This is a genomic window from Exiguobacterium sp. s75 (assembly GCF_018617145.1).
Taxonomy (GTDB): Bacteria; Bacillota; Bacilli; order Exiguobacteriales; family Exiguobacteriaceae; genus Exiguobacterium; species Exiguobacterium profundum.
Genome location: NZ_JACSJQ010000001.1, coordinates 1,521,272 through 1,539,826, shown reverse-complemented (window position 1 = coordinate 1,539,826; position 18,555 = coordinate 1,521,272). Strand labels below are relative to the sequence as shown.

Sequence of the window (18,555 nt, the reverse complement as noted above, 5' to 3'; positions counted from 1 at the left end):
TTAGGTCCCTCCTCAGGAGAGACCTGGTCTATCTTTTATTATGCCCTATTTTGGCATGAATTATTCTTGATACGTCTTCAATACTTCCTGAAGTGGGATTTGATCGATCTTCCGTCGACTGACGAACGTACTCATGAAGAAGAGGAGAACGACAGCGCCGAGCGTATAGACGATATAGATCCATTCGAATTCAAGCGGGAGGACGAGCCCATAATCTTCTGCAAAGACGACGATGAAGATCCGCAGCGTCAACAAGGCGATCGGGATGCTCAAGAGGGCAGAGATGAGCGCATAGATGAAATAACTGTTCAGAATCATCGAGCGAACTTCCTGTTTTTGATAACCCATCACTTTCAACAAGGAGATGACGTAATAGTTCTTCTCGACCGTCAGCGCCGTCAAGACGAACAGGATGCTGAAAGCGATGAGGGACGCCCCGCCAATCAAGACGTTCATCATGAAATTCATATATTGATTGATCGATTCGGACTGATCGATCAACCCTTGACGTGACAGGATGGTCGGATAGTCCGATTCGTTCGGGCGTTCCGTCGCGTAGATGCCGTTGAACAGGTCATCCGTCGAACCGTCCGTGAGTAGTTCACTTAACGTCGCCCGAGGCAAGTAGGCGAAATCCCCGGAGAATTCATCGGCAATCCCGATGATGGGATAGGTCAACGTGTCCCCGTCGAGTGCGACATCGATGTCTTCACCGACGTCGAGCCCGAGCTTCAGGGCGAGTGAGGAAGAGACGACAAGGCCGTCAGGTTCGAGTGTCAACGCATCCCCATCTTCGTTTCGGAGGGGGAACAAGGTGTTGTCGAAGTCGAGCCCCTTCAAGGTGATCAGCTTATCTTCGACAAAGGCGAACGGATAGGTGAGGAACGGTTCTTGTCCTTCTTCTAAAACGGGTGCCCCGTCTGTATACGCCTCGTATTCATACACCGCTTCGTTCAATCCACCGACGGTCATACGGTCGACGGCCCCGTTCATCATGAGGGCGAAAACGATGAGAATCGTCGAGAAGAGGATCCCGAGAAAGAAGATGAGGAAACTCCCCGTGCTCTTGACGGCATACAAATATTTGAACTTCGTCTTGCCACTCGCCCGTTTCAACAGTCGACTGACGAATCGGCTGAGTCGATTCAATGAGACGTTGTCCCGTGGCGACAAGAGGGCGAGGGCGCTCTCTCCCATAATTTTATAGATGACGGCTCCCGCGACGAGCGCAAAGAAGAGGAGCGGGGCGAACACGGCTGTCACGAACACGAGTGGACTTTGGGCGATGGTGATGGACGGTAAGAGATAGAAGTCGAGATAGAGTTCTTTCAACGGGTTCGCGAAATAGAGTCCCAGGAAATAACCGATGATGAGCATAAAGAATGCGAAGATCAAGATGAGCACCAAGTAAGGCGAGGCGATTTGACGACGATCGTAGCCAATCGCCTTCAATAGTCCGATTTGTCCTCGTTCCGCCTCGAGCATATTCGAGATCAGGATGGCGACGATGATGACAGCGATGGAGACGATAAAGAGACTGAGTCCGAGCGCCATCGCCTTGCCGGATGAAATCTCGCTGTAGATGGCGCCGCTTCGAATGATGTTCTCCGTTTCCATGACCGAGACGACGAACGGGAGCTCTAGGTCGGTCTTAATCGGTTGATCGGTCACCCCGGACAGCCGGAACGACTCTTGCCCGACGAATGTTTCGAACGATTCATCCGTCATCAAGAGGAGGGTCTGTGAACCAGGGTCCAAGTTGAAGAAGTTATCATCGAAGAGTGGGAGCGTGTAGTCAGGAAAGAGGACAAATCCACTCACCGTGAACGGTTTGCCGATGTCGATTGTGTCTCCGATGTCGATGCCGTTCTCCTCTGCATATTTTTTATTGAGGGCGATTTCATCATTCGCGCTCGGTCGATCACCGGCCTCGAGGTAGGAGCGGTTAATCGTGTCTGATTCTTTGACGATCAATCCCCGATGCTCGGTGTCATCGAACGTGTAGGTGATAGCTTTCAAATCACGGAGTTCAATCGTGGCATCCGGCATCTCCTGTTCGACGGCGGCGATTCGCGATGCGATCAGACGATTGAAGACTTCCGCATCGGCTTGTTTGATGTCAGCCAATGTGAACGCTCCTGTTTCCGCAAGCGTGGCGACAGCGGGGTCGCGTAACTCTTCTTCCGTCACCCGATTGAGCATGTCAATCGCAAAGTCTTCTTGGTTCGATTCTTCCAGATACTCTTCGGTCGGGACCTCAATCCCGCTGATGCCATAGAACATCATCGTGTACGTGAGTGAACTCATGACGATGATGATGGCGATGGCGAGGAGTTGCATCCACTTCCGACTCAATGTCTTCCAGACGTTTTTATACAGCATGTCGCCATCCCCTTATCCCCAATGGATGTCACGTGCCGCGACCCGGGTCTCATGATGGATCACTTCCACAATCCGACCAGAGTTCATCTTGATGACATCGTCCGCCATCTCACTGATTCCATTATTGTGTGTGATGACGACGACCGTTTTTTGATACGTCTCGTTCAATCGTTCCAATAGTTCGAGTACTTTTTTCGAATTTTCTTCGTCGAGCGATCCCGTCGGTTCGTCACAAAAGACGATGGCCGGATTTTTGGCGAGGCTACGGGCAACGGAGACTCGTTGCTGCTCGCCACCCGATAGTTGATAGGGGTATTTGTCACGTGCCGATGTGAGCCCTACTTGTTCGAGCAATTCATCAATCGTCAACGGATCTTTCGTCAAGTCGGATCCGATTTGGACGTTCTCATAGACGGTCAAGTTTTGGAGAAGGTTGTACTGTTGAAAGATGAAGCCGAGATGGTCGCGTCGAAATGACGTCATCTGTTCGGGGGACAGGTCGGTCAGCACGGTGTCGCCGAACGTGATTTTTCCCGAGGTGACCGTGTCGAGTCCGCTGATGACGTTGAGCAGTGTACTCTTCCCGCTCCCGCTCGGACCGAGAATCACGACGAACGCGCCATCCCGGATGGTGAGGTCGATGTCTTTCAAGGCGGCCGTTTCCACGTCACCTGTCTTATAGATTTTGCTGACGTCCCGTAGTTCGATCATGCCACACACGCCTCCTTTATTCGTTATAGATGGTATACCCTTTTCTAGAAATGAATGGACGAGCTGCACACAGGATGTTTTGAAAAAATAGTGAAACCGCTTCACCTGTGATAAAATAATATAACCAGGTACTAAAAACTTTTTTTAAGGGAGAACTCTTTATGAAGATTGCTTACATCACGGACAGCACGATTGTCCTTCCAGATGCATTAGCGCAACATCCTGACATCCACATCGTCCCACTCTATGTCGTCAAAGGGGACCAGCCGTATAAAGATGGAATCGAGGTCGACGCGAAAACGGTTTATGAATGGATAGACGCGGGAGAGCGTGTCTCGACGAGTCAGCCCGCGATCGGGGATTTCGTCACACTCTATGAAAAATTGAAAGAAGAGTACGATATGGGCATCGCGATTCATTTATCGTCGGATTTGAGTGGAACGTATTCGGCGTCCGTTCAAGGGGCTGAGATTGCGGAGTTCAAGTTGCTCGCCTTCGATTCACGGGCAGGCATCTATACGATGGGACTCATGTTCGAGGAATTGATTGAACGGGTCGAACGAGGCGATGCGCTTGAAGACGTGGAAGCCTACATGAAGGCGCGCGTTGAGGACGTCCGCATCGAGTTGACGCTTCAAAACTTGACGCAGATGCAAAAGGGCGGACGAATCTCTAAATCGAAAGCGCTCATCGGGAACATGCTTCAGTTGAAACCGGTACTCCGATTTGAGGAAGGATTGATTGTCCCGTATCAAATCGTTCGGACGTATAAAAAAGCGCAAGCTCATTTATTCGAAGTTCTTCGTGCGGCAATCGAGTCAGGCGAATGTCAGGACGTCTCGATTTTCCATGGTAATGTCCCTGAACTTGCCGAAGAGTGGAAACAAAGACTCGGTGACACGATTCCGATTCGGGTCGATACACTCGCACCACTTCTCGGGGCGCATACGGGCTCAGGGTCAATCGGCATTTCTTATCTGAAAGCAAAATCATGATTCAGGGCGGTCCTTCTGCGAGGGGCCGCCCTTTTACGTGTTTTTTTGTTTCCGTAGATAAAGAAGTGTGATGGTGATTGAGTAGATGAACAAAAACATGATCAGAAATAGCGAAAAGTCCATGGTGAGCCCCCTTTATACAAGTCGTTGCCGACATTTAGCATAACGAAACATTGAATTGGGAATTCTTTCAATATTTCATTGTCTCAACTTTCAAACAATTGCTGGAATGTTTTTGCAATACGGGTCATACTAGAAAAAATGAACGAGAAAAGGGGAGAAGACGATGCGATTTCGGAAGTACCTAGTTCGGAGCTGGCTCGCGTGGACACTCGTCTTCACGGGAGTGACGTATTTGACTTTCCAAAACCTTGAGGCGTTCGACTGGCCGTTGTTTTGGTTCATCTATACGCTTGGGGCACTGTTCGTCATGAATCCCTTAAAGCGCAGGCATCTTCACTTCACGTTTCATGAGATGTTTGTCTTTATCACATTCTTCTTATATGGGCTCGCACCCGCCCTGTTGATGGGGCAACTGCTCCTCTTCACGTTTCAGGCGCGAGCCTTCAATCGTCGCGTCGGGCGTCGACGGTTCCTTCATTTCTATCCGCTCAACACGGTGATTGAATGTCTACTCGTCTTGTTGCCAGGGCTCGCCTATATCGCGCTCGGTGGACGAATCGGAGAGCCCGTTCATTTGATGCAACAAGGCGTGGCCATGTTGGCGTTTTTAGGGACCTTGTTCCTCGTCCTGACGATGAGTTTTGCTTTATCCTACTTCATGGTTGGAGAACGGATCCCGTTCCCGATTATGTGGCGACTGATTCGCTTTGACTGGCTTGTCGTATCACTCGAACTACTGTTCGCGATGATTGCCATCGAGTCGTATCTCATCTTCGGTTATGTCGGGCTCATCGTCACGTTCTTCGTACTATCTGTCCTAAAGATGACGATGTCGAAAGCGACGGAGACGGAAGAAACCAAATCGAGAGTCGACCAAGTCGAACGCTTGAAAGAACAGCTGTACCGAGTGGACAGCGAGCAACTGTTGATTGAGAAGTTTTGGAACGGTCTACGTGATATCGTCGAAGTGGAACGTGGATGGTTGCAGGTCAACCGAAACGGGGAGCGGACGTTTTATGATATGACCGGTCGCGTCATCCCGAGTGTGCCAGATGCCTTCACGATTGAACGCTATCAAGATGAGGATGAGCCATGTTTCGTCTATGACTCGCTTCATGAATGGCATCCCGAATTGCAGCAACAGCAACAAGAACTACATCATTCGGCGCTCGTCATTCAACCCGTTTGGGGAGCGGAAACTGCGGTCAGCTGCATGGTATCGACGACAGCAAACGGGGCATACGAGACCCCGATTGCGGTTGAAGTGAACCGTCTTCTCAAGACGTTATCGTGGTCCATCGAGCGCATCGACGAACGCAACCGTTTGCAACATGAGAGCTTGACGGATCCGTTGACGGGATTGCATAATCAGCGAGCGCTACGCCGTTGGACGAAAGAACGTTTGAACGATGTGGCGTCCTATCCACTCTCTGTCTTCTTGATCGATTTGGACCACTTCAAGTCGATCAACGACACGTACGGACATGCGTTCGGGGACGAGGTGTTGATTGAAGCAGGTCAACTCTTTACTCGCAATGTTCGAGCGACGGACTTGGTGACGCGCTATGGAGGGGAGGAGTTCGTGTTCGTCTTCCCGAGAATGGATGAGGCGGCCGCCCATCTGATCGGTGAAAAGATACGAGACGCCTTGAAGCGCCATGATTTTGGAACGGAAGGGACGCGTATCACGGTGACAGCGAGTATCGGGATTGAAACGATTTATGAATATGAAGACCTCGATACGGTCTTGCGACATGCGGACCGGGCCATGTATGTCGGGGCAAAATTCAACGGGCGAGATCGTGTCGCCCACTATCATGATCTATCGACTGAAGTCAGATGAAAGGAGGATCCCCAAAATGGTGGATCCTCCTTTCGTATGAAATGATTATGAGTTCGTATTATAAAGTTCAGATTCAACCGCATGAACGGCGGCTGACCAGGAGCCATAGCGATGCAAGATTGCTTTCGTCGAAGGTTTGTTGTTGCGTTTTGCCCATTCACGGTACGCTTCAAATGAGAGCGAGAAGCCCATTTCTTGAATGGCTTCACGAAGAGCGTTCGAGAGTTCTGTTTTCGAATAGGTCACACTCGCCTCAAGTCCTGCCTCGGCACAGGCATCATGCCACGAACCGAACGTTTTGACGATATGGTAATGGCTCGGTGCCTTCGGATGGAGCTTTCGCCATTGCTGATACTTCTTCAAGGTGATGATCGAGCCCATGTCTCGCGAATAAATGGCGAGCGTCTCGATGATGTCCTCGCGTGTATACTTCGGCATTTTGTCTGGCAATTCGACGGTTGACTCTCCATGCCATTCATAGCCTGCGATGGCAAGTGCCTCAGCCCATGACCCGAACTGACGAATGATCGACTCAGGAGACGGCCAATTCTGTTCCATTGCGAAGCGGCGATAGACAGAACGGCGTGGACGTTCCTTCAACAAGTCCCCGAGAAGACGAATGCAATGGATCATCCTTTGCTGTTCGGTAGACAAGTGATGGGATTTAGTGGATAGCGTTTGATTCAATGATGGTTCCTCCTTCCGTGGACTCAAATCTGAACCGAGAAAGATAAAAAAATGCTCCTACAATCATACTATCGGATTGTTTTTCGGATTTATTAACGTGATTTTGAAAAATTTTAAACAATTCCTAGGAATTGGATAGGACTAAAGTCGCAGTTGATAATTTCAAAAAATGGTAACAGTTCTATTACAAATTAAATCGAATTTCGAGAGAAATGTAAACATAAAGTTTTAATCACCCAAATTTGTAATATTTTTATAAAAAAGTACCCAGCTGGAGAGTTGGGGTCATCGCCTTCGCTCCAGATGAGTACCCTTCTATAATAAATTTAATTTTCAGACTAATCAATCAAATATTGAAATTACGGCAAAAAAATTTTAATGGCTGGTCAATGAAAGACCGATTCTGCTAAAATAGCCGCATTGAGTGAAAAACAGAAAAGAGGATCATCACTATGACAGTTTGGTTATTTTATACGTTACTTGGATTGATTCAAGGGTTCACAGAGCCCATCCCGATTTCATCGAGCGGACATCTTGTCATCTTCCAAGAACTATTTAACATTGACTTGCCGGGATTGTCATTTGAAGTTTTCGTAAACTTTGCATCGCTTCTTGCGGTTTTAACAATCTATCGTCAAGACGTCGTTCGTCTTATCATGAGTTTGTGGACGTTTTTATTTAAGAAAGACCGGTCGGATGAGACGATGGTCGACGTGAAGTTCATCGGGCTGTTACTTGTCGCGACCGTTCCGGCTGGTGTGCTCGGTGTCCTGTTTGGTGACTGGATCGCCGAGGTGCTCGGTGGCGTGGCGACAGTCGGCTATACACTCATCATTACGGGACTCGCCCTCTGGTTCATCCGGAATATGCGAGGAAACAAGGGCGACGGTGGCATTACGCTACGTGACGCCGTATTGATCGGACTTGCTCAGGCCGTGGCGCTCATTCCTGGGATCAGCCGTTCCGGGGCGACTATCGTCATGGCGATGCTCCTCGGAATCAAACAGGAGTCGGCGCTTCGATTCTCGTTCTTCCTGTTCATTCCAATCAGTCTCGGCACGATGATTTTGGATGGTCCGACGTTGTTCACAAACCCAGACACGCGTGACTTGTTCGGTCCGCTCCTTTTGGCATTTATCGCATCATACGTGTTGACGGCCATTTCATTGAAGTGGTTCCAGCACATCATGGCAAAAGGCGAATTGAAGTATTTTTCATATTACTGCTGGATTGTCGGGCTTCTCGTCGTCCTCTTTCTCGCATAATCGAGGCGCTACTCTCACGAGTAGCGTTTTTTGTTTTGCGAAATAAAAACAATTGCGATACAGTAAACCTGTACAAACAAATATTCCTTCGGGGTCGGGTGAAATTCCCAACCGGCGGTGATGGGCCTATGCCCTAAGTCCGTGACCCGGGCGCACGTGTGCGAACGGTGGATCTAGTGAGACTCTAGAGCCGACAGTATAGTCTGGATGGGAGAAGGAACAAAAAACAGGTCCACGTGACCTGTGCTTCGTCGTACGCTTTTCTGTATAGAAAACGTTTATTTGGCTTGCCAAAATTTGACGAAACCCTCCCACCAAGACCCTAAGGACTGCTCCTTAGGGTCTTTTGTTTGTACGGAAAAAGGAGGGAGAACGATGAAACAGTACATGGAACAGGCCATTCAATTGGCGAAATCAGCCGATGGACAGACCGGTGTCAATCCACTCGTCGGTGCCGTTCTCGTGAAAGACGGACGTATCGTCGGAATGGGTGCCCACCTTAAGGCGGACGAACCACATGCTGAAGTGCATGCGATTCGAATGGCCGGTGCGGCTGCATCCGGGGCGACTTTATATGTCACGCTCGAACCGTGCTCGCATCACGGTAAGACACCACCGTGCGCCGATTTGATTGTAGAATCGGGCATCAAACGTGTCGTCGTCGCCATGAAAGATCCGAATCCACTCGTCGCAGGCAATGGGATCGTGCGCCTGCAAGCGGCCGGTGTCGAAGTCGATGTGGGTCTGCTTGAGGAAGAGGCGCGTGCCTTGAATCCGGCATTTTTGCGGTCGCTTGAGACGAAACGACCATACGTCATCTTGAAGACGGCAACGAGCCTCGATGGGAAAGTTGCCTTAGAGACGGGGGAGAGTCAATGGGTGACGAGTTCGGAAGCCCGTCGTGATGTGCATGAACTTCGTGCCACGGTCGACGCGATTTTGACCGGGATTGGAACGGTACTCGCGGATGACCCATCGCTTACGGTTCGATTGGACCGCGTGACGCGACAGCCGAAACGAGTCGTGCTCGACCGTGACCTGAGGTTACCGCTCGCTAGTACGTTAGCACGTACCGCCGAAGACGTTCCGGTGCTCCTCTTCACTTCGTCAGATGAGGCAGAACGACGTGAACGAGCTCAATCCGTCGGTATCGAATTATTCGATTATACGTCACTCGGCACGGTTCTTGAGACGCTATACGCAAATGGGATTGGGCGTGTGTTGATCGAGGCCGGACCGACGCTTGTCACCTCACTTCTTGACGGAGGCTACGTGGATGAATGGGTCGCCTATCAATCACCACGGGTGTTCGGTGGGAAGCATGGCGTCTATCGCTCACAGCAGGAAGGGACGATCGATGGGATATCCCGTTTTACGATTCATCAGGTCGAAACGATTGGACCCGACCTGAAAGTCGTCCTTCGAAAGGGGGCGCTCTGATGTTCACGGGAATCGTAGAAGAAATCGGAGCGGTCAAAGCGGTCAAGCGTAACGGACCATCTTTACGACTCGTCTTGTCCGCTGTGAAAGTGCTTGACGATGTGAAGCTCGGGGACAGCATTGCCGTGAATGGGATCTGCCTCACGGTGACGACGTTCGATGACGCGACGTTCTCTGTCGATGTCATGCCAGAAACGTTGAAGGCGTCGAGCCTAGATGGGGTCAAGCCGGGAACACAAGTCAATCTCGAACGGGCGATGCCGGCGAACGGACGTTTTGGTGGACATTTCGTATCCGGACATGTCGACGGGGTCGGGCGCATCACGAAGAAACGACCGCTCGCGAATGCCGTCTATATCGACATCCAATGTGATCGTGCGCTCCTTTCCTACATAGTCCCGAAAGGTTCGATATGTGTAGATGGGACGAGTTTGACCGTGTTTGACGTGTCAGAGCGTGGGTTTACCTTGTCCTTGATTCCACACACATACAGCGAGACCGTGCTTGGGATGAAACAGACGGGTGATGTAGTCAATTTAGAATGTGATCTGTTGGCAAAATATATGGAAAAGGTCGTCGGGCAGTCGAAGATGACGCTCGAGTCCTTGGCAGAACAAGGATATGGAAAGGCGGGATGGTAATGTTTGATTCGATTGAACGAGCGATTGAGGAACTGAGACGAGGGCGTCCCATCATCGTCGTGGATGACGAGGACCGTGAGAATGAAGGGGACTTTGTCGTACTCGGTGACAAGGTGACACCGGAAACGATGAACTTTTTAATCACGGAAGGGAAAGGGCTCGTCTGTAGCGCCATCGCAGAAGAAGTGGCGGTTCGTCTCGACCTCGCGCCGATGGTGACGAACAGTACAGACCCACACGGTACCGCCTTCACGGTCAGTGTCGACCATATCGATTCGACTACTGGCATCTCGGCGAGTGAACGGTCTCACACCGTTCGTGAGTTAGCGAACCCATCGTCCCGTCCATCCGATTTTCAACGTCCGGGACATCTGTTCCCGCTCATTGCGAAAAAGGGAGGCGTCTCCGTTCGCCGAGGTCATACCGAAGCGTCTGTCGACCTGGCGCGACTCGCAGGAAGTGAGCCGGTCGCGGTCATCTGTGAAATCATTCGAGAGGACGGGGAGATGGCACGCGTACCTGATTTGGTACAAGTCGCTGAACGCCACGGGTTGGCATTCATCACTATCGAAGCGTTAGTCCGATATATGGAGGAGAACCTCGTCACACGTGTTGCGGACGTGTCCCTACCTTCCTCAAAAGGAACGTTTCGCATGATAGGGTATGAGAATCGAATGGACCGTGAAGAGCATGTGGCGCTCGTGACGGAGACACTTGAGGAGGTCCCGCTCGTTCGCATTCACTCCGAATGTCTGACCGGTGACGTCTTCGGTTCGTTCCGATGTGATTGCGGTCCGCAACTGGACACGGCGATGGCACGAATCGAGCAGGAATCGGGCATCGTGCTCTATATGCGTCAAGAAGGGCGAGGCATCGGACTGTTGAACAAACTGAAGGCGTACGCTCTTCAAGAGAATGGATTGGATACGGTCGAGGCGAACGTGGCACTAGGGTTTCATCCGGACCTTCGGGACTATCGGGTGAGCGCGGCGATGCTTCGTGATCTTGGCGTCACCCGTGTCCGGCTCATGACGAACAACCCCGATAAAGTCGATGCCTTGGAATCATGTGGCATCACAGTCGTCGAACGCGTTCCGATTCATGTCGGTGCGCATGAAGCGAACGAATCGTATCGCCTGACGAAACAACTCAAAATGAATCATATTGGAGGAACATGGACATGACCTATACATTTGAAGGAAACTTAGTTGGAGAAGGCTTAAAGATTGGAATCGTCGTCGGACGGTTCAACGACTTGATCACGATGCGTCTGCTTGACGGGGCGAAGGATGCCTTGAAACGTCATGGAGTGAAGGGAGAGGATGTGTCGCTCGCTTTCGTCCCAGGAGCATTTGAGCTTCCGCTCGTCGCGAAAAAAATGGCGATGAGCAAACAATACGACGCGGTCATCACGCTCGGAGCCGTCATTCGTGGTGCGACCCCGCATTTTGATTACGTCTGTAACGAAGCGGCAAAAGGGATCGCCCAGGCGAGCTATCAATCCGAAGTCCCTGTCATCTTTGGTGTGTTGACGACGGAGACGATTGAACAGGCGATTGAGCGTGCAGGAACAAAAGCAGGCAACAAAGGGTGGGAAGCGGCGACTTCTGCCATCGAGATGGCCAATCTGTTAAAGCAAGTCTAATCAAAACCGGGTGGCGACCACCCGGTTTTTCAAATGGATCTGTCCGACCAGGAATGGGTGTTCATGCGCGACCATGTGCGTGTCGACGGCGAAATGTTGAAGGATTTACAAACACAGTCCCTCAGAATTACTTCATTCAAATGGCCTATCCCATCACACTGTATCATCACGAACGTTGGGACGGAACGGGGTACAACCAAGGACTGAAAAGGAGAGGACATCCCGCTTACGGCTCGAATCGTCACCATGTTCGAGCAGACATTTAAAGCACACTAAAAAGGAGACGTCCCCTCGGGGGAGCGTCTCCTTTTTGATTAGAACGTTTCAGATGTTGTTTTCGCTTGCATGTGGAGTTGGATGTAATCCGGGCCACCTGCTTTTGAATCCGTACCTGACATGTTGAATCCACCGAACGGCTGATAGCCGACGATTGCGCCTGTGCAACCACGGTTGAAGTAAAGGTTCCCAACGTGGAAGTTTTGGCGAGCGTATTCTTGATTCATACGGTCACGTGTGAGGACCGCCCCTGTCAAGCCGTACTCTGTGTTGTTCGCGATATCGATTGCTTCTTTGAAGTCTTTCGCTTTCGTGAAGGCGACGATTGGTCCGAAAATCTCTTCTTGCATGAGGCGTGCTTTCGGGTCGACGTCTGCGACGACAGTCGGCTCGATGAAGTAGCCTGTTGAATCGTCTGCTTTCCCACCTGCGACGATGCGTCCTTCTTCTTTTGCGACATCGAAGTACGATGTGATCTTCTTGAAGGCCGATGCGTCGATGACTGGTCCCATGAAGTGTTCGTTCTTCTCTGTGTTTCCGACAGAGAGTTCGTTCGTGAGTTCGACGACACGGTCGAGTACCGTATCATACACGCTGTCGACGATGACGGCACGTGAACAAGCCGAACATTTCTGACCAGAGAAACCGAATGCCGATTTCACGATCGATTGTGCAGCGAGCTCGAGGTCGGCTGATTCGTCGACGACGATCGTATCTTTTCCACCCATCTCCGCGATCACGCGTTTGAGCCAAATTTGACCTTCGTTCAATTTAGACGCACGTTCGTTGATGCGGAGTCCTACATCACGCGATCCTGTGAAGCTGATGAAGCGTGTTTTCGGATGATCGACGAGATAGTCCCCGACTTCTGCACCCGGTCCCGGGATGAAGTTGAGCACGCCTTTTGGAAGACCTGCCTCTTCCATCACTTCGACGAATTTCGCAGCGACGATTGGCGTCGTCGAAGCTGGTTTTAAGAGAATTGTGTTACCGGCGACGATGGCCGCAACTGCTGTACCGGCCATGATTGCGAATGGGAAGTTCCATGGGCTGATGACGATCCCGACCCCGAGTGGGATGTAGTCATACCGGTTGTATTCGCCTGGGCGGCTCTCCACTTTCTTGCCTGGTTTGAGTTCGAGCATTTGACGTGCATAATATTCCATGAAGTCGATTGCTTCCGCTGTATCCGCATCTGCCTCGTTCCACGGTTTACCCGCTTCTTTGACGAGGTAAGCCGAGAACTCGTGCTTACGCTTGCGGACGATGTTCGCTGCTTTGAACAAGACGTCGGCGCGGACAGCCGGGTCGACATGGCGCCATGAGTCAAATGCTGTGAGTGCTTCTTGCATCGCACGTTCTGCGAGCTCTTGGTTCGCTTTTGACACGCGACCGATCACTTCTTCTTTGTTAGCCGGGTTGTAAGACGTGATTTTACCTTCCGTCGTAACCTTTTCCCCACCAATTACGAGCGGATAGTCTTTCCCGAGCTCACCGTTCACTTTCTCGATTGCCGCTTGGATTGCTTCGGCATTCTCTTTTTGTGTAAAGTCTGTGAATGGTTCATGTTTGTATGGAATCATTCTCGTTCCCCCTTAAAGTGATGTTGAGCGTTAAAGCGCTTACGTCTGTATTGTATCGAAATTATCGTAGAAATCCTAGTGAAACAATTTTCCAGAAACACATGGCATTGGAGCAAGAAATCGAGACGTGATAGGATGGGGGAGAACACGGCTTTAGAAAGGACGAACAACATGAAAAAATGGTTCATTCCGCTACTCCTCGTCTTCATGCTCGGGGCATGTGGAAACGAGGAAGAGACGGTGGTAGAAGAGACAGACCGCGCATTGCCGGACGCTGTCACGGACGTGTACGCAGACTATCAGACGGCACTCGAGTCTGGAGACGCCGAGGCACTCGCATCAATTGATTATGCTGGCCGGTTGACCGAGATTCCGGCGACTGGTGCCGTCACCCGTCAATTGTCTCCTGGTGAGATTTATAAGAGCTGGGTCAACGAAGAGGAAGACGTGGCGTTCCTTGTCCATGAGATGATCGATGAAGAAGGGAACCCGCTCCCGAACCGACTCAGTAAAATCGCTGTGAAGGAAGGGGATGAGTGGTCACTCGTCATCACACCGGTCGCTTTACCAAAAGACGTGATTGCCGAGGTCGGAGAGTTACTCATCGGTGTCCAGGCGAACGAGTACGGAGTGAATGCCGAAGCGAACGCCCGTCTCGCTGAGATTCCGGAAGATGAGGCTGGTCCGATCTATGACCAAGTCAACGCACAGACGGACTATATGGCGCTCGAGGCAGACAATAACGTCTTCCTGCTCATGGCGGAAACGTTGACGGTCGAGGAGAACCAAACCATCATGACCGACTATTTCAAAGCGTATGAGACGTGGTTCACCGATAACGAGGAGACGCTCCGAAAAGCGGCTGCAACGGAAGATCCAGTCGAGTATATCGAAGTGCTTGACCCGTTAAAGACAAAATTAGAAGAAGCGATCGATGGCTATGACGAACAACTTGTCGACCCATCGTTTGGCTAAGGAGGAACAGCAGATGCTCGCACCAACATTTTCATTACCGAACCAAAACGGAGAGATGGTTTCATTAAAGGACTATCTCGGTAAGAAAGTCGTCTTATACTTCTATCCTCGAGATTCGACACCTGGTTGCACGACCGAGGCATGCGATTTCCGCGATGCGTTGCCGAAGATGGAAGGCGCGGTCGTCCTTGGGGTATCGGCCGACAGTCAAAAGAAACATCAAAACTTTATCGCCAAGAATGACCTCCCATTTGATTTACTCGTGGACGAGGAACATGAAGTGTCCGAGCTTTACGGCGTCTGGCAGTTGAAGAAAAATTACGGGAAAGAATATTACGGCATCGTCCGTTCGACTTTCTTGATCAACGAGGACGGCTATATCGAACAAGAGTGGCGCAACGTCAAAGTGAAAGGTCACGTCGAAGAAGTCGTGGCTGCCATTCGTTCGTAAAACGAGAAACTGAAGGAAAGGTCATGAACGGTTTCAGACTGTAGACAACGCATGGGTCTACAGTCTTTTTTGTTCCCTTAAGAGTCTCGCCTGCCCGTAATTGGTCGTTGCTATCAAGCCGTTTCGAGCGTGCTTTATACAGTTGCAACCACTCCATTTCTGATTGAGATGTAGTCTATCGATTAACGGTTCGTATTGATCATGAAATCCGGGCTCATGCAGTTGAATATATATTACAATCATATTTCGAAATAAATTTTAAGATTCTTTTAGATACAAGGGTTCAGGGAAAATATTACAATAATATAACGTTTTGAAAACGCTTTCTTTAGGCGGTGTACCTTGACTCGCTTGTGAATGTTCTGAAAAATATAGGGAGAGCGCTCAAATCAAGAACGTAGGAGGAGAGCAACACGGTGAATCAAATTGAAAGTTGGCTGACGAGTTTATCCAATCTCGTCTGGGGGCCACATTTACTCATATTACTCGTCGGGACAGGGATTTTCCTGACCGTCCGTCTCGGATTTATCCAAGTGACGCGACTTGGGGTCGGTCTGAAAGAGGCATTTATACCAAAACCAGAACAACCGAAGAAAAAGCAACGTGGGGACATCTCGCATTTCCAAGCACTTATGACGGCATTGGCGGCCACGGTCGGTACCGGAAACATGGTCGGTGTCGCGACGGCGATTGTCCTCGGGGGACCGGGTGCCGTTGTTTGGATGTGGTTATCTGGTTTCGTCGGGATGGCGACGAAATATGCGGAGGCCATCCTGGCGGTCAAATATCGTGTCGTCGATGAACGCGGTGAGATTGCCGGGGGTCCGATGTACTACTTAGAACACGGCTTGAAGAAAAAATGGCTCGGCGTCTTGTTCGCCGTCTTTGCATCGGTCGCAGCCTTTGGGATTGGGAACGGGGTCCAAACGAACTCGATCAGTCTCGCCTTGAACAACTCGTTCAACGTCCCAATGGTTGTGACAGGGATCGTCATGATGGCGGTCACGGCATTCGTCATTTTAGGTGGTGTCAAATCAATCGGAAAAGTCGTCGGAATCTTCGTCCCGTTCATGATTTTTGCATATGTCGGAAGCGGGCTCGTGATTCTCATCATGAACCTCGAATTGGTACCAGGTGCCTTGTCGACGATGTTCTCGAGCACCTTCAGTGCCGAAGCCATCGGTGGGGGCGCGTTAGGTGCCGCGATTCGCTACGGGGTCGCGCGCGGTGTGTTCTCTAACGAGGCAGGACTTGGATCTGCACCGATTGCGGCTGCGGCAGCGAAGACCGATTTCCCGGGACGTCAAGCACTCGTCTCGATGACACAAGTGTTGATCGACACGCTCATCGTCTGTTCCATCACGGGACTCACGATCGTCATGGGCGGTCAATATACGGAAGGGCTTGAAGGGATTGCCTTGACGCAAGCCTCGTTCGCTTACTTCTTAGGGCCGATTGGTGAAATCATCGTGACGATCTCGCTCGTCTTCTTCGCCTATTCGACCGTCCTCGGCTGGTGTTATTACGGCGAACGTTCAGCGTACTATTTACTCGGTGAAAAAGTGATCGTCCCGTATCGTGTCCTCTATATTTTAGTCGCGGGGCTCGGTGCGATGACGACGAACTTGAATTTGATATGGTCGATTTCGGATGTGTTCAACGGTCTCATGGCCATCCCGAACTTGATTGGACTCTTGTTCCTCTCCGGTGTGGTCGTCGCGGAGACGAAACGATTCGAACTCGAACGGAAAAAAGAAGGGCAGTCCTCTGCCGCTTGATGAGAAAACCCGCCGGACAGCACGTGTCGGCGGGTTTTTGTCATACCTTGAATTGGCGAATCAGTGAATCGAGTTCTTCCATCTTTTGTTGCGACTGTTCCGTCGCATGGTTCAACTCGGCGAAACGTTCGACGGACATCGTCACTTTTTCAGCGATTTCTTGCGTACCGAGCGCTCCGTTGTTGACGGTCGTCGCAACGTCCTGGATGACACCAATCATGTTCGATGTCAATTGTTCGAGCTCCCCGGCAGCGGCGGCAAACTCGGTCGCAGTCGTTTCAAAGCGACCTGCGTCCTCGCTATATTGTCCGGCTGCCTCTTCAAGTTGGTCATAATCTTTCAAGACGTTCGTGTCGAGGAAGTGGAGCATCTGTCCTGAGCTTTCATTCAAATGATCGACCGAATGAAGGACGGTCGTCGAGATGACTTGAATTCGTTCGACGGTCGCCCGGCTCGTCTCGGCGAGTTTTCGAATCTCGTCGGCGACGACGGCGAATCCGCGTCCGGCCTCTCCGGCACGTGCCGCTTCGATCGAGGCATTGAGCGACAAGAGGTTCGTCTGTGCGGCGATGTCGAGGATGTCGTTCGTGAGCGTCGCGATTTCACGGACGGCTTTCGCATCTTGCATCGCTTTCTCCAAGTTCGTGCGTGTCGACTGAAGGACGCTGATGGCATTCTCTTTCGCCTCCACCGCATGTGACTTGAGGGAGAGGGCACGCTCATCGATTTGTCTCGCTTCGGTTTTCCGCTCATCGGCCATCGTCACGATATGATGAATCGTCCGCTCCATATCCGAGGCGGAAGCGTTCATCTCTTGAGCGCTCGCCGCCGTCTGTTGCATACCGGCGGTCAAATCCTCTGTCGTCGCAGCGGTCGTCGTCATGTACGTATCAAGTTCTTTCAACTCTTCGTACATATGGGTTGATTGTTTCGTCACGCCAGTCGTCACGTCGTTCACTTGAAGAATCAACTGACGTAAGTTGGCGATGAACTGGTTAAAGTCGCGTGCGAGTCCGGCGAACTCGTCGCGGCGCTTCACAGGGATTGACGTCGTCAAATCGCCTTCGCTCGTGGCGAGCTCACGCATCTTCGTCTTGAACTCTTTAAGTGGTTCAAAGATGGAGCGGAAGATGAAGAGCATCATGAGGATCGTCATGACAGCCGCGATCCCGAGGACGATGAATAGTGTGAGTTGTACTTGTTCAAACGACTTAGCCGCCGCCGCTGTGTCCGTCTGAATTTCTTCCCGGTTCAAGTTGACGAGTAGACCGAGAGAGTTCGAGAGCGTGTCAGCGCTTGCATCCGCTTTATCGCGAATATATGTTTCTGCGGCAGCACTTCCTTCTTCGTTAGAAATACGGATGAGTTCACTCATCACGCCTTGATAGTCAGTCCAATTCGAGCTTGCCTGATCGAAGAGCTGTTGATCTTCTTCCATGATAATCGTGGCTTCATAACCGTCCATCCGTTGTTCTAAGATGGCGACGGATGCTTGAATGTCTCGCTCGATATTTTGTTTCGTCACCGCGTCCTCGACGAGTGCGTGACGAATCAAATGACGGCGAATTTCAAGCAATTGCTTATCCACTTGATGGATTTGGTCAATTCCTGGTACCCAAGAGACGATCATGTCCTCCTGGGCTGCTTTTGATGCGTTCAAGGCATACCAAGAGTAACCGCTTACACCAAGAAGCAGCACAAACATGATGCTAAACGCAGTGATGAGTTTATTCCGAATCGACATACGATTCCTCCTTACG

General features: G+C 50.9%; 15 protein-coding genes and 1 riboswitch. Of the genes, 10 read left to right on the top strand and 5 right to left on the bottom strand.

Annotated features, from left to right (window positions below):
- Positions 1-60: 60 nt before the first annotated feature.
- Positions 61-2,382 carry an ABC transporter permease gene (locus tag KNO68_RS07970; RefSeq protein WP_215112299.1) on the bottom strand — a complete coding sequence of 774 codons (2,322 nt, stop codon included), beginning with the start codon at positions 2,380-2,382 and terminating at the stop codon, positions 61-63.
- A gap of 12 nt (positions 2,383-2,394) precedes the next feature.
- Complete coding sequence (locus tag KNO68_RS07965; RefSeq protein WP_215112298.1) at positions 2,395-3,093, bottom strand: ABC transporter ATP-binding protein; 699 nt, start codon at positions 3,091-3,093, stop codon at positions 2,395-2,397.
- A 161-nt stretch (positions 3,094-3,254) separates the two neighbouring features.
- Here KNO68_RS07965 and KNO68_RS07960 point away from each other — a divergent pair, with 161 nt between their 5' ends.
- Together KNO68_RS07960 and KNO68_RS07955 are read left to right on the top strand one after the other, a co-directional pair.
- The gene (locus KNO68_RS07960; protein WP_215112297.1) at positions 3,255-4,088 is read left to right on the top strand and encodes a DegV family protein; all 834 of its coding nucleotides are present in this window, start codon (positions 3,255-3,257) and stop codon (positions 4,086-4,088) included.
- Positions 4,089-4,374: 286 nt separating this feature from the next.
- On the top strand, positions 4,375-6,054 hold the full coding sequence (locus KNO68_RS07955) for a sensor domain-containing diguanylate cyclase (protein ID WP_215112296.1): 1,680 nt from the start codon (positions 4,375-4,377) through the stop codon (positions 6,052-6,054).
- 45 nt (positions 6,055-6,099) lie between these two features.
- On the opposite strand, the gene KNO68_RS07950 is transcribed toward KNO68_RS07955, so the two are convergent.
- Positions 6,100-6,741 (bottom strand): homing endonuclease associated repeat-containing protein, encoded by a 642-nt coding sequence (locus tag KNO68_RS07950; RefSeq protein ID WP_074036101.1) that lies wholly within the window; start codon positions 6,739-6,741, stop codon positions 6,100-6,102.
- A 452-nt stretch (positions 6,742-7,193) separates the two neighbouring features.
- Here KNO68_RS07950 and KNO68_RS07945 point away from each other — a divergent pair, with 452 nt between their 5' ends.
- The 5 genes from KNO68_RS07945 to ribH all read left to right on the top strand — a co-directional run bounded on the left by KNO68_RS07945 (position 7,194) and on the right by ribH (position 11,732).
- Complete coding sequence (locus KNO68_RS07945; RefSeq protein ID WP_074036102.1) at positions 7,194-8,006, top strand: undecaprenyl-diphosphate phosphatase; 813 nt, start codon at positions 7,194-7,196, stop codon at positions 8,004-8,006.
- A gap of 80 nt (positions 8,007-8,086) precedes the next feature.
- Positions 8,087-8,229, top strand: a riboswitch (FMN riboswitch).
- A gap of 152 nt (positions 8,230-8,381) precedes the next feature.
- On the top strand, positions 8,382-9,446 hold the full coding sequence (gene ribD / locus KNO68_RS07940) for a bifunctional diaminohydroxyphosphoribosylaminopyrimidine deaminase/5-amino-6-(5-phosphoribosylamino)uracil reductase RibD (RefSeq protein ID WP_215112295.1): 1,065 nt from the start codon (positions 8,382-8,384) through the stop codon (positions 9,444-9,446).
- Positions 9,446-10,087: a riboflavin synthase gene (gene ribE / locus KNO68_RS07935; RefSeq protein WP_214687305.1), complete on the top strand. Its 642-nt coding sequence runs from the start codon at positions 9,446-9,448 to the stop codon at positions 10,085-10,087. Before ribD ends, ribE begins: the two co-directional genes overlap by 1 nt.
- The gene (gene ribB / locus KNO68_RS07930; protein ID WP_215112294.1) at positions 10,087-11,271 is read left to right on the top strand and encodes a 3,4-dihydroxy-2-butanone-4-phosphate synthase; all 1,185 of its coding nucleotides are present in this window, start codon (positions 10,087-10,089) and stop codon (positions 11,269-11,271) included. The genes ribE and ribB overlap by 1 nt, the downstream gene beginning before the upstream one ends.
- Entirely contained in the window at positions 11,268-11,732 is a 465-nt protein-coding gene (ribH, locus tag KNO68_RS07925; protein WP_214757768.1) for a 6,7-dimethyl-8-ribityllumazine synthase, read from the top strand. Before ribB ends, ribH begins: the two co-directional genes overlap by 4 nt.
- 314 nt (positions 11,733-12,046) lie before the next feature.
- Here the strand turns inward: ribH and pruA are convergent, their stop codons facing one another.
- A complete protein-coding gene (gene pruA, locus KNO68_RS07915) occupies positions 12,047-13,591 on the bottom strand; it encodes an L-glutamate gamma-semialdehyde dehydrogenase (protein WP_159562777.1) in 1,545 nt (514 codons plus the stop codon).
- 171 nt (positions 13,592-13,762) lie between these two features.
- Between pruA and KNO68_RS07910 the strand changes: the two genes are divergently transcribed.
- From KNO68_RS07910 to KNO68_RS07900, 3 genes are all read left to right on the top strand, one after another.
- Entirely contained in the window at positions 13,763-14,566 is an 804-nt protein-coding gene (locus KNO68_RS07910) for a hypothetical protein (protein WP_215112292.1), read from the top strand.
- Between the two features lie 13 nt (positions 14,567-14,579).
- Positions 14,580-15,017, top strand: a complete 438-nt coding sequence (gene bcp, locus KNO68_RS07905) for a thioredoxin-dependent thiol peroxidase (protein ID WP_074036111.1) — start codon at positions 14,580-14,582, stop codon at positions 15,015-15,017.
- 416 nt (positions 15,018-15,433) lie between these two features.
- Positions 15,434-16,795, top strand: a complete 1,362-nt coding sequence (locus tag KNO68_RS07900) for an alanine/glycine:cation symporter family protein (protein ID WP_031422696.1) — start codon at positions 15,434-15,436, stop codon at positions 16,793-16,795.
- Positions 16,796-16,835: 40 nt separating this feature from the next.
- On the opposite strand, the gene KNO68_RS07895 is transcribed toward KNO68_RS07900, so the two are convergent.
- Positions 16,836-18,539: a methyl-accepting chemotaxis protein gene (locus KNO68_RS07895; RefSeq protein WP_078147404.1), complete on the bottom strand. Its 1,704-nt coding sequence runs from the start codon at positions 18,537-18,539 to the stop codon at positions 16,836-16,838.
- Positions 18,540-18,555: the final 16 nt, after the last annotated feature.